6 protein-coding genes are annotated in these 13314 nt (G+C 54.5%); 4 read left to right on the top strand and 2 right to left on the bottom strand.

Going from position 1 to position 13314, the window contains the following annotated elements; translation table 11 throughout:
* Positions 1-69 precede the first annotated feature (69 nt).
* Together NAC44_RS08630 and NAC44_RS08625 are read right to left on the bottom strand one after the other, a co-directional pair.
* Positions 70-1377, bottom strand: a complete 1308-nt coding sequence (locus tag NAC44_RS08630) for a UDP-glucose dehydrogenase family protein (protein ID WP_250940006.1) — start codon at positions 1375-1377, stop codon at positions 70-72.
* Between the two features lie 230 nt (positions 1378-1607).
* The gene (locus tag NAC44_RS08625) at positions 1608-2378 is read right to left on the bottom strand and encodes a helix-turn-helix transcriptional regulator (protein ID WP_250940005.1); all 771 of its coding nucleotides are present in this window, start codon (positions 2376-2378) and stop codon (positions 1608-1610) included.
* Positions 2379-2867: 489 nt separating this feature from the next.
* On the opposite strand from NAC44_RS08625, the gene NAC44_RS08620 reads away from it, so the two are divergent.
* The 4 genes from NAC44_RS08620 (at position 2868) to NAC44_RS08605 (ending at position 13255) form a co-directional block, all read left to right on the top strand.
* Complete coding sequence (locus NAC44_RS08620; protein ID WP_250940004.1) at positions 2868-3176, top strand: hypothetical protein; 309 nt, start codon at positions 2868-2870, stop codon at positions 3174-3176.
* Between the two features lie 231 nt (positions 3177-3407).
* A complete protein-coding gene (locus NAC44_RS08615; RefSeq protein WP_250940003.1) occupies positions 3408-11483 on the top strand; it encodes a type I polyketide synthase in 8076 nt (2691 codons plus the stop codon).
* Positions 11484-11519: 36 nt separating this feature from the next.
* Positions 11520-12476, top strand: coding sequence for a TauD/TfdA family dioxygenase (locus NAC44_RS08610; RefSeq protein WP_250940002.1), 957 nt, complete (start codon positions 11520-11522; stop codon positions 12474-12476).
* Positions 12476-13255 carry a glycosyltransferase domain-containing protein gene (locus tag NAC44_RS08605; protein WP_250940001.1) on the top strand — a complete coding sequence of 260 codons (780 nt, stop codon included), beginning with the start codon at positions 12476-12478 and terminating at the stop codon, positions 13253-13255. Before NAC44_RS08610 ends, NAC44_RS08605 begins: the two co-directional genes overlap by 1 nt.
* The last annotated feature ends 59 nt before the right edge of the window (positions 13256-13314 follow it).

The raw sequence follows: 13314 nt of genomic DNA, 5'->3' as shown, positions 1-13314 counted from the left end.
TTTTTCCTTTTTGAAGCATGATCTCGTCGATCTTCGCTTCTTTCCCGGCTCGCCTTTTACCGCAGCCTGTTAAGCCTTTTTCCCGATGGAAAAATAAACAAACCCATGCCTCTTCACTTCGGAGGCTGGATAGATATTGCGCAGATCCACAAGGATTGGAGTTTTCATGCAAAGCTTCAGCCGCCTGAAATCCAGCGCACGGAACTCGTCCCACTCCGTGACCAGAACAATGGCATCTGCGGCATCGGCGATCTCATAGGCGTCGTTACCATAGGTCACGTCCCCTAAGAGCTGTCTGGCTGCGTCCATCCCTTCCGGATCATAGGCATGCACATCGGCACCGCCATCCTGAAGCGCTTGAATGATGGAAATAGAAGGCGCATCGCGCATATCGTCCGTGTTCGGCTTGAAGGTCAGCCCCAGCAGCGCAATTTTCTTACCGCGCACAGACCCGTCACATGCCGCGATGACTTTGCGGCCCATCGCGCGCTTGCGGTTTTCATTGATGGCTACAGTTGTTTCAATCAGTCGCAGGGAACTGTTGTGATCCTGTGCCGTCTTCACAAGCGCCAGCGTATCCTTGGGAAAACAGGAACCGCCATAGCCGGGGCCGGCATGGAGAAATTTGTCACCGATACGTTTGTCCATGCCAATGCCCTTGGCGAGTTTTTGCACGTCGGTGCCAAGCATCTCGCATAGATCAGCCATCTCATTGATGAAGCTGATTTTCATGGCCAGAAAAGCGTTGGCAGCATATTTGATCAACTCGGATGTCCGACGCTCGCAGAAAAACAGGGGAGCCTCGTTCAAATAAAGTGGGCGATACACTTCGCGCATGATTTCAATGGCGCGGGGCTCTTCTGTGCCGATAACAATGCGATCCGGTCGCTTGAAATCAATGATGGCAGCACCTTCGCGCAAAAACTCAGGGTTAGACACCACTACGATATCTTTTTCGGGAAATTCTTCCCGGCAGATGCGCTCTATTTCGTCACCCGTCCCGACCGGGACTGTGGATTTGGTGACCAGCACAGTGAAATGCGTCACTGCCGCGGCAATTTCGCGTGTGGCAGCATAGACATAGCTCAGATCAGCATGGCCATCGCCTCTTCGGGCAGGGGTTCCGACAGCAATGAAAATCACATCGGCATCCGCCACAGGACCAGCAAGCTCTTTGGAAAAGTGAAGACGGCCAGCAGCCCGATTATGATCTATAATCGTTTCGAGGCCTGGTTCGTAGATGGGAACCTTGCCCGCGTTCAGTGCATCGATTTTATCGACAGACTTGTCCACGCAGGTCACGTTGTGACCAAAATCAGCCATGCAGGCGCCAGAAACAAGGCCGACATAGCCCGAACCAACCATCACAATACGCATATGCAATCTCTCGAGCTAAATTGTATCTATGAACCTACCGCCAATGCGATGAAACACTGGTTATTCACGCATGTCCTGGCCCATCATCATGGGATTCGTAAATCGAAGTATTTACCTTGATATGAACTGATGACAAACAAAATAAACAACGTCATCGCAACCTGCTATAAAAAAAATTTCATGATTTCGGATTGATATGGTGGCAGGGTATGGAATTTTAAATTAATTATCTATAATAAATATCCAAGCTCAATTGCCTTTGCGACTGCATGGATCTTGTTTGAAACCTGTAGTTTTTCATTTATATTTGATAGATAAAAATAAACTGTTTTGACGGACAGCCCAAGTATTTTTGCTGTTTCCCAAGCTGTTTTACCTTTTGATGCCCATATGAGCACCTCTTTTTCTCGTCGCGAAAGCATTTTTTTATTCTTAGATCCGGTATCGCGCGAGGCATCTATAACTTTATTGTGAAATAACATCGCGGCATAAATGAAGTGCGGCATAAAGAGCTGAGATTTCATCTTCCAGGACTCGTGGTCATCATAGGTGCTGACTGACATGATGGCAAATTCGCCGTTGTAACCGCTCATCCGGAATATCAAACCGCAATTGCCAACGCCGAGTTCAACGGCATCAGTGAAAATCTGACGATCTCGAGTTCCGGGTCCGTTGATGTTAGTCCAGTCGATCGGCAGTATCGATTGATGAATGTCTGCCTGTATTAGATTGTTCTTTAGATTGTCTTGTCTTAAATATTTTTCGTTCCACGCTTCAGGACATGTTGTATAAATGACTTTCTGACTTCTATCAATATTCCTATTCTCTACTTTTAGATAGAATGCGTGCTCTACATTCAACGAATCTCTGATGTCTTCAATTGTATTTTGTAAGTCTGCTTTTTTTTCGTTTGGTTTACTTACTATTTTTAAGGGTGTTGGATAGGTATGAGAGCTGGACGTGGGGAAATGATGACTTTCAATGTGGGGGAAATCTGACATTATGAGAATCTCCTTTTGAATTAAAATAAATGCTAGAAAAACACACAAAAATGTTTTAGTGATACAAAATACAAGTTCTTATAATATTTTTAATTTATAGTTGTTGAATCTGTTATATTCGTTAAAAAACAAACGTATAGTTCTGTAACTCGGAAAAAGTGTATATATTTCCTGATTGTGCTCAACTCACAAATATGTGAAAAAGAGGAGCGGGAGCAGAAAAAATTATTACAATCTTATTGAAAAATAAAAGATATATTGCATTTTAAATTGTAATTTCTCGCCGCCCAACCCAGAGATACGGGATTTTTGCGGTAGTGTGGGGCGTATATTTGCACCATATAGTCGTGTCACGACGGTAGAAACCGTCTGACTATAAAGAGCAAAATTGCAGTTTGGCAAAGATGTTTTCCTTTATAGTTCCAGACATAAAAATATAAACGTCCATTCCTTAAATATATCATTTCATATAATAAATGGCAGGGTTCAATGAAGTTTCTTGTTATCGCTAAACAGGTCAGCAACGGGCATAAGTTGAGTTCAAGCCAAGACCTATCGCGCGTGTTGAATGAGGCATTGTCTGCTGCGTTGAGTGATGGTTCAATCGAGGCAGCCTATGCAATCATTGCGGGTGGCTTCGCCTACATTCTCAATGCCGACAGTGCTGAAGAACTGGCGCGGAATGTACGTTTTAATCCCCTTTTCAGGTCTTCCTCCGTGGAAATACTTCCAGTTTCGGATGCAAGGATGTTTCTGAGCCAAATGGGGTCTTTCAATCAGGCTGTGACACTGGATTGATGTGCTGAGAAAGACAGCATGAATAAAAAGGCTTTTTATTCATTGCCCTCAAAAATTCGGCTTCAGGCAACGTCGCACTCAACGCTCAAAAACCCATCGACGATCTTTCAAAGCGCTCAATGAGACGATGCACCTTTTGTGCCGTCATTCAGGGATCACGATGTCATGCTCGTGGTCATCGTCCGCTGATGCAAAAATTTTCACATTCAAAATTACGGGATAACGCCAGTGATGAACGATACATTTGATATTTTAGTCAGTTCACCGGCTACTTTTGGTGGTTCGGCAGTGGCAGCCGGTATACGGGCCGATGCGATTGGCTTTGTCGATGCTGTTGGAGCCTCTGAAGCTGAGGTCGAAGAGGCCTTTGCGGATCTGTTGCGTCTTGTACCGGGCGGTAAAGGCAGAATTGGACTGCGCATCACTCTCGCTCAGCAGATGCTTGCAGCGCGGCTCATCCCGCAAATTGCCGACACGGCCCATGTGGTGATTGCCTGGCAAGGTCAAACGATCACGACGCTGCCGGATTTACCCGGCGATATTTCGTTTTACGTCGAGGTTCCCTCCATTGCGGCAGCCAGACAGATAAAGACACCCAAGCGCAAGAACCTGGCCTTCATTGCCGTATCGGCTGAGGCTGGTGGTTTTGCCGGAGAAACCTCAGGCTTTATCCTGGCTCAGGAAATCTCAAAGCATCGCTCACAACAGCCGGAAACGCGCTGGTATCTGAAAGGCGCTGTTGGGCCGGGCGTGGCGCGGGCTTGTCGCTTTGCTGGACTGTCCGGCGTGATGCTTTCTGACGAACTTTTGGCATTTCCGGAAACGGCGCTGCCTTCCCCGCATGATTGGCTGGTTCATGCGACCGATATTACCGATTACGCTGAAGTGAATCGGTTCGATGGTCATGTGCTGCGTTCCCTCATGCATCCGGCCTGCAAAATGGCCCGTAGTCTCAGCGAAGCGGCAAGCGTTCTGCATTATAACAGGGAAAAGCTTGCCGGAATTCTCGGCTGGGGAGATCCGGCAACGATGGTTTGGCCGGTCGGGCAGGGCGCCGGCTTATCCTTGCGTCTGATGGAGCGATATAAAACCGTGGGCCGCCTGGTGCACGCCCTGGCGTCCCCCGGGCAAAAGCAGGTGTTTTACACGCTGGCCGAGCAGGCATTGAAACCTCATTCCTCCCTGGCAAAAGCACTGGATATTGAGTTTCCCGTCATTCAAGGGCCAATGACGCGGGTGAGCGACACATTGGAGTTTGTCAAATCCGTAACGGATGCAGGCGCTGGCGGCACATTGGCCCTTGCGCTGATGGACGGGCCAACCGTTGCAGACGAACTGAAGCGTTTACACGCGCTGCAAGGTGGAAAAGCGTTTGGTGTTGGCATCCTGGGCTATACCGGAGATGATAACTTCAAGTCTCAGCTGGAAGCGATCAAAACCGCGCCGCCGAAATATGCGGTTCTGGCAGGCGGCAGGGCAGATCAGTGGCGTCAGTTGCAGGATGCCGGCATGACGACCTTCGTTCACACGCCAGCGCCCAAAATCGCCAGCCTTTTTTTTGAACAGGGTGTGAGCGGCATTATCCTTGAGGGGCGCGAATGCGGTGGACATGTAGGCCCTAACTATTCCTTTGCATTGTGGGAGGCGGTGACGCTGGACATGCTGGCGGCCCGTGATACGGCTAAACGCCGCATCCTGTTTGCAGGGGGCATTTGCGATTCCCTGTCAGCGGCAATGGTCGGGCTTCTTGCCGGAGAAATCCTCGAGCGCGGCCACGAAATCGGCCTTATCTGTGGCAGTGCTTATCTGGCCACAGAAGAAGCCGTCACCTCCGGCGCCATTCAAAAGGGGTTTCACGATCAGGTTCTGGCGGTGTCGCGCACAGCGCTGGTGGTGAGTGCGCTTGGCCATGCCAATCGGTGTCTGGAAAGCCCGTTTGTTGATGATTTCAACGCTTTGCGCAGCGATCTCATCCGCGAGGGAGCGGACACTGAAAGAATGCGTGAAGCCCTTGATCAACTTTTGCTGGGTCGCCTGCGCATTGCCACGCGCGGTATCCAGCGGGAAGGCGATGCGTTAAAATCCGTGGATGCCGATGCGCAATTGCGTGAAGGCATGTTCATGGCGGGCGATGTCGTGCGTCTCATCGACACGGCACTCACCATGCGTGGGTTGCATGAAGCCTTAAGCGTTGGCGCTCTGGCGGCGCTTAAGGCATCGCCACCTGCAACGGCAGAGGAACAGCCCTCAGCCAATCCCAGAGATATCGCGGTGATTGGCATGGATGTGCTTTTACCGGGGGCCGCTGACCTTGAGACCTATTGGTCGAATATTCTCGAAGGGCGCAATGTTATCACGGAAGTTCCCAAGGAGCGTTGGGATTATCGCCGCATCTATCGCACAGGCCGTGCGCGAGGTGATTATACCAATTCAAAATGGGGTGGCTTTGCTCCATCAATCCTGTTCAATCCGACGGATTACGGTGTTCCGCCGTCCACCGTGCAGTCCACGGCGGTTTCACAGCTCGTAAGTCTTGAGCTGTCGCAGCGCGCCCTTGCCGATGCCGGTTACGGAGACGGGGGCTTTGACCGCTCACGCACCTCGGTTGTGGCCGCCGCCGCAGATGCCAGTGGTTTCCTGGGCAATCAGCTCACACTCAGATCTGTCTGGCCTTTCGTGGCCGCCGATACCGATACAGACATGTTCGACAGGCTGACGGCATGGAAGGACGAAACGTTTGCCGGAACCATTACCAGCGTGGTGGCCGGACGCATTGCCAACAGGCTGAATTTTGGTGGGGCCAACTTTACCATCGATGCCGCTTGCGCATCCGGCCTGACCGCCGTGTCGCTCGCCACGGACGAACTCGTGAGCGGACGTGCCGATATGGTGCTCACCATTGCCATCGATTGTTCGCAAACCCCTTTTCATTTCATGGCCTTCAGCAATACCGGGGCCCTGTCGCCCACAGGGGCCGTCAGGGCCTTTGATCAACAGGCAGATGGAACCGTGATCAGCGAAGGTGCGATTGCAATGGTTCTCAAGCGGTTGGAGGATGCAGAACGTGATGGTGACCGCATATATGGCGTCATTCGCGGTGCTGCCAATTCCAGCGATGGCCGCGTGGCAGGCCTGACAGCGCCCCATCCGGCCGGCCAGAAGCTTGCCATGCGCCGCGCGCATGATGAAGCCGGTACATCGGCTGCGGATATCCAGCTATACGAAGCCCACGGCACAGGAACCAAGGTCGGCGACACCTCTGAATTCCAGTCTGTTTCCACCATGCTGGCAGATGCGGGCAGTCCCTCGAGATCCTGCGCGATCGGTTCAGTCAAGTCCCTGATCGGGCACACCAAAACAGCAGCAGGTCTTGCCAGTCTGGCCAAGGTTTTGTTGGCGTTGCATCACAAGGTGCAACCGCCCCATGCTGTTGAAAAACCGATTGAGGGGCTAAGACAGGATGATTCAGCCCTTCTCACGTTGGAGCGCCCCAGAGCATGGCCTGCATCTGACAAAGGAAAGCGGCTTGCAGGCGTCAGCGCCTTCGGATTTGGCGGTACAAACTGCCATCTCGTGGTTGAAGCCTATGACAAGGATTGGCGCAACACGGCCCGGGGGGCTGCCCGCTGGCCCTATGAGTTATTTGCCTTGCGCGGACGCAACGATGCCGAGCTGCTCTCGCAGATCGAGCTGGTCGAGCGCGCCCTTGCCGGACATAAGGATCTGCGGCTGCGTGATCTGGCCTATTCGCTCCTGAATTCATCTCGTAAACATCATGAGATATCTGTGTTGGCGGCCTTCACGGCCAGCGACAACCAGGAGCTTTTACGCCGCTTGAGCAGCCTCAAGACACATCTGACCACGGGTGCAGACCTTGCGGCTGGCATTGTTTTGAACCGTACAACCAAGGCTGAGCCGAAGCTTGCCTTCCTGTTCCCTGGTCAGGGCGTGCAAAGACCCAATATGGGGCGCGAAGCCGCACTCTACCTGCATGAAGTGGCGCGCTCTGTGGAAGTTGCCGACAACCTTTTTTCGGATAGTTTGCCCTGGCGTCTCTGGGATGTGCTTTATCCGCCTGCGGCCTATGATGACGAAGGCCGAAAACAGCAACAGCAGCGCATGACAGATTCCCGTATGGCGCAGATTGCCATCGGGGCGGTATCCATCGGCATGGCCGATTTCCTGCAACGGCTGGGCCTGACGCCTGCCATGGTCGGAGGCCACAGTTTTGGTGAGCTTACCGCTTTGTACGCCAGCGGCGCTCTGACACAGGAGGATTTCCTGCGCATTGCCACACGTCGCGGCCTGCGCATGTATGAGGCCGACAAAGGCGATGGCGGCATGATCGTGGTCAGCGCCAACAAGGCCAAGGTCGCCAAGGTGATCCATGAACTGGACGATGTTGTCATTGCCAATGACAATGCAGAGGATCAGGTGGTGATTTCCGGCACGGCAGCGGCGCTGGAACTGGCGGAGGCAAAGTTTAAACTTGGCGGTATGAAAACCCAGCGTCTGCCTGTGGGCGGCGCGTTCCACTCACCTCTGATGCGCGCGGCCAGTGCCGCCTTGAAAGAGGATCTGAAGGATATCACCGCCGGCCTGCCGAAATGCCCGGTCTTTTCCAATCGGAATGGAACACCGATCGACATTCAAGAAACACCGCTGAGCGAGCGCATTGCCAGTCATATTCTCGAACCCGTGGCTTTCCGTGACATGGTGGCTGGTCTTCTGGACGCCGGAGCCGATATTTTTGTCGATGTCGGTCCCGGTCGGCAGATGGCGGGCTTGCTGCAACGGAACCTGCCGCAAGGTTCGACTGTGGTGACACTGGATTGCACATCCTTGCGCACACTTCTGGATGGCATTGGCCAGCTCTGGGCATTGGGGGCGCCCGTGGCGCTGGAACGACTTTATGATGCAAGACAGGTGCGAAAGCTCAACCTTGCCGCTCTTGCCGCCAAGCCCTTCCAGCCCCCGCAAACCGCTTTTCATCTCAATCCCTACGAAGCCCGCCCCGTCAATGGTTCAAAGGCTTTGTCGCCGCAGCACAAGCTTTTGGATCAGGATGAGGTCGATGCGATTGTCGCTGCAAAGAAACAGGCGAAGACACAACTGCCCGCCGCCGCACCCGTCAAGGCTATTGAGACGCAGCCTTTACCCTCATTAGAGACCCATCCAGACCGAGCCATTGCAGCGGAAACCTCGACCATGACAAGAAGCTCTCCCCTTGCCTCCCAAAGAAGCCCTGTGATTGCGCAGGATACGACCCCGGTTCAGGGTTTTGCGTCATCGAATGGCGTGCTGATGGCGTATGCTGAATATCAGAAGACCATGCGCCACTTTCTTGACGAACAGGAAAAGGTCATGCGCCTGCTGATCGGTGGCTCCAGCGACAGTGCTTTCCCGGCGCCGGTGGAGACGGTACGTCAAACCGTTGTCGACATGGCCGAGGCTCCTGCCGTTGCCACGCAGCCTCCTGTCAGTGCGCCGCCACTGCAAGCACCGTCGGCGCACGGGCAAGCGCATGGGCAAGTACAGGTGCAAGCACAGGGGCAAGCGCAGGGGGCCGGGCTGAGGCAGGCACCTGTTGCTCCAATCCTCCCTGTCACGACAGGCTTTTCTCTCCCCGCCATTCATGAGCTGGTTATTGAGACGGCTGTTGAGGTGACAGGCTACCCTGCCGATATGCTGGCGCTTGATCAGGACATCGAGGCCGAGCTGGGGATTGATTCGATCAAACGGCTGGAGCTTCTGGAAAAGCTGGATCGCAAGCTGGAAGGCAAGGCAGGCGCGAAATTGCAGGACGCCGTGGCCGATATTACCCGGCTGCGCACCCTGCAAGGCTGGATCAGCGTGCTTGGGGAGCTTTTGAGCGGTTCCACAGTGGAGCATGCCAGCCCGGCATCTGTGGTGGCTGCTTCGGTAAGAGACTCGATCGGCCTGTCTGCGGAGGCCGTTCTCAAACTGGTGATCGAGACTGCCGTGGATGTCACCGGATATCCCGCCGACATGCTGGATCTCGAACAGGATATCGAGGCCGAGCTGGGCATTGACTCGATCAAGCGGCTGGAGCTTCTGGAAAAGCTGGATCGAAAGCTGGAAGGCAAGGCAGGGGCGAAATTGCAGGACGCCGTGGCCGATATTACCCGGCTGCGGACCCTGCAAGGCTGGATTACCGTCTTGTCAGACATGTTGAGCATGAGTGACCCTGCTACGACCACTCATGCGCCTGTACCGGCCACGGTGGCATCGGCGATGGGAGTGTCGGCAGAGACCATTCTCAATCTTGTGATAGAGACCGCCGTGGATGTCTCAGGCTATCCGGCCGATATGCTGAATCTCGAACAGGATATCGAGGCCGAGCTTGGCATCGACTCGATCAAACGGCTTGAACTTCTTGAAAAGCTTGACCGCAAGCTGGAAGGACAAGCTGGCGCGAAACTGCAGGAGGCCGCCGCAGATATTACCCGCTTGCGCACCTTGCGAGGCTGGACCAGCGTGCTGGCGGACATTCTGGGCGGCAGTGCTCTGGCCGCAACGTCGGCTCTGGCCAGTCCCGCTGCCGCAGCGCCTGTGCCAACAGTGCCGCCCGTGGTCACTGCGCCGGTAACAGCACCTCAACCAGCAAGTCGGACAAATGAGATAGACCAGGCCGGACACCTCCATGTTCTGCCCCATCCGCGCCGTGACGAAATGCCGGCTGACCCGAGTGAAATGACCGATGCAACCCCATGCCCCTGCTATGTCATGCAGGCTTGCCCTTCGGATATTTCGCTGGCTGAAAAGGATTGGCTGGCCGGTCTCCACATTGTTGCCCAGGGTGATCCTGAGCTGACAGAATATGTGGCCAATGGCATGAAAGCCCGCGGTGCTTCGGTTGTTGTCATTCCGGTGGCCATTCTGGCAGACAGGGCCGCAACGAAAGCAGCTGTGGCAAAGGCGAGGGAAAAATATGGCGCTGTGCGTGGTATCATGCATCTTTCCGCAGCCAATATCGATCCTCTGGATTGGGACGGCGCAACCTGGAAAAAGCGCGCCCAGATCGAAGCGAAAAGCCTTCAGACGCTTATACACTCAAGCCTTGATGATCTTTCCCAGCCTGTTCAGGGCACTGCGGGTCGGGTGATTGCCGTTTCAACATTCGGCGGCCATTTTGCCCGTGATCTTGACCGCTCGGAGCATGGATCCGCGCTCGGAGGTTCGCATCAGGGCCTGTTGAAATCACTGTCTCAGGAAAAGCCGGAACTGATGCTGAAAGCCGTGGATCTGGATCCGCAAATGGAGCCCGGCGACCTCGCCCTGCAATTGGTCGATGAATATCTGACATGGGGCGGACGGCAGGAAATCGGCTATCCCGGCGGCCAGCGTATCGTCTTCGATGTGGTGGATGCACCGATGGAGGATGAGAGCCTCAGCCTGCCGAACGATGCGGTCATCGTTGCCACGGGCGGGGGCCTGGGAATTACCGCTGCCCTGATACGTCGCATTGCTCGCCCGGGCCATCGTATCGTTCTCTTGGGACGCACAGCCTTTGAAAGGATCACGGATGAGGACATCCTTGCCTGCAAGGATGAAACGAGCCTGCGCAAGCTCATGATTGAGCGAGGCCGTGCCCGCAAGGCAAGCCCGGCGGAGATCAATGCCGAAACCGCCTCCATTCGCCGGCGGCTGGAGCTTGGCGCCATGCTGGACGGCCTGCGCCAGGGCGGTATCATGGTGGATTATGACTCTGTCGATGTCCGGGATGGTGCCGCCATGGCGGCTGCCATTGGCGCCATCAAGACCCGATATGGCCGTATCGATGTCGCCATCCACGGTGCAGGCGTGATCGAAGACAGCTATTTCGGTGACAAGAAGGACGACTCTTTCGATCGCGTCTTCGATACCAAAGTCATTGGTGCCGTCAATCTGATCGCAGCGCTCGATCTGGATACGCTCAAGGCGCTTGCCTTCTTCAGCTCGATTGCAGGCCGCTTCGGCAATTCCGGACAGTCCGATTATGCCGCCGCCAACGAAGTTCTCACCCGCCTGGCCCTGCAACTGAAAAGTACCTATCCCGATCTGTCTGTGGTTGCCTACAACTGGGGTCCATGGACCGGGGCCGGCATGGCAAATCCCGCCGTCAACAAGCAATTCCTTGCCCGCGGGATTGTACCGATCACTGTGGAGAAAGGCACCGCCGTGGCAGAAACGGCCCTCTCCAACGCCCCGTCACCGGAACTGATCATGGGCAAGGGTGACTGGCGCGTCGGCGAAGTGGATGAAAAGGCCTATTTCAACCCGCAAACCAGTTACGCCTTGAACTGATTTACCAAATAATTTTCCAATAGAAGGATAACAGGCATGAATAAACCGGTTTTCATTCACGAAAATGGTCTGACCGTTATCACGGCGACAGATGAGGTCATCTCCGGCATGGAGCCAGCGCATCTGAATGCCCTGATCGATGAACATGGAGCGCTGCTGTTTCGCGGTGCAAAGGGAGGGCTCGAAACCTTCAAGGCTTTTTCACAACGGCTTGCCAGCAGCTTTTCCGACTATCGTGGCGGTGGTTTGCGCTTTGGTCCGCTTGATCGTGATGCCATTGGGGGCGACAACACGGTGCTGAGCGTGACGGGTGCCGGGCAGGGCTTCGGTATCCCGCTGCACGGCGAGATGCAATATCTGCCGAGCCCGCCGGAATTGCTGTGGTTCTACTGCGATGAGCCGCCGCAAAATGGTGGCCAGACCACTGTTGCGCCCGCCCGCGCCGTGGAAGAACGCCTCTCAGATGCCACGCGCAAGTTTTTCGCTGACAACCGCATTCTTTACAAGAGGGTTCTCGGACCCGATGATTGGCGCAAAACCTTTTTGACGGAGGACTTTGACGAAGCCAAAGCCTTTTGCGCAGAGCAGGGCTTGACCATGACACAGCGGTCCAGTGGCACCGTGGATGTCAGCTATGTCACCGATGCCATCCGGATCGGGCCGAAAGGCGAACGCTATTTTATCAACAACATCCTCTTTGTTCAGGCGGGTGAAGATGCATTCCACTCGGGCTATGCCAAGCAGTCGCTTGGGGTAGACGTGCCGGAATGGCCCTTCGTGGTCCGATCGGAAGACGATCAACCGCTGCCGCGCGAAATCCTCAGCGACATTGCCCGGGCAAGCGAAGAGGAAACCAAGAATATCGACTGGCAATCCGGTGATTTTGTTGTGCTGGATAACCGCCGGATATTGCATGGTCGCCGGGAAAGCGTTGCTGGCGGTAAACGCAAGATCCTGGTGCGGATGTGCAATCGCTGGAGCGGAGAAGCCTGATGAAGCCAAGCCTGGCCAAGGCTGCAACAGAAACGGCCCCTCAGGCAGGGCCGTTTCCCACCGCGCCTTTCAATATGCAATTCGGCACGAGGCCCTTGGTTATTCATGGCCATGGCCATCATCCGAACAAGCCGGCCTGGGATGAGTTTACCGCATGGTATGGCAGGCAACCGCGCGCGAGCCTGCCTGCGCCCGAACGGGTCACGCTGATCACCTGCAATAACGGCCACCCGGCCATGGGCCTGTTTGAAAGAAGCTGCGACCATCTTGACCTTGCGGTGTTACGTGGGGGAGAAGGCCGGGAGCCTTGGGACAATGCACGCGACAAACCACAGGTCATTCTCGATCTTCTCGATCAAGTCACGACCCCTTATGTTCTCTATGCCGATAGCCGTGACGCGATCATTGTTGGCGACCCGGAACGGCTTGTGGACGACCTCATCGCCCACTTTCCCGCAGATGCTTTCATTTTCGGTGGCGACCGTATGAACTGGCCACCGATCCGCGAGTTCAAACGTCATGAAGACACTCTGGCCGGAGCGTCTGCCAGTGATTACCGTTACCTCAATGGCGGCCTCTGGATTGCGCATGTGGAGACGGCCAAACGCATATTTCACACCTCATCGACACGGCCTGGACACCCGGAGGCACCAAGCTCGGAACAAGGCATTCTGAAGCAATTGCTTCTCGAAGGTGACTTCAACATCCATATCGATTACGCATGTCGCATGTTCCAGAATCTCGGTTTTGCCAAACCCGGCACTCTGGTTTTCCGATAAACATACGGGATGATTGGTTCGTCTAAAGACCATGTGCCCTAGGGTCAAAACTCAATCAG

The sequence above is a fragment of the Allorhizobium sonneratiae genome (assembly GCF_023700755.1).
GTDB lineage: Bacteria > Pseudomonadota > Alphaproteobacteria > Rhizobiales > Rhizobiaceae > Allorhizobium > Allorhizobium sonneratiae.
Note: the sequence above shows the minus strand (reverse complement) of the source record. Positions and strands in the feature narration are given on the sequence as shown.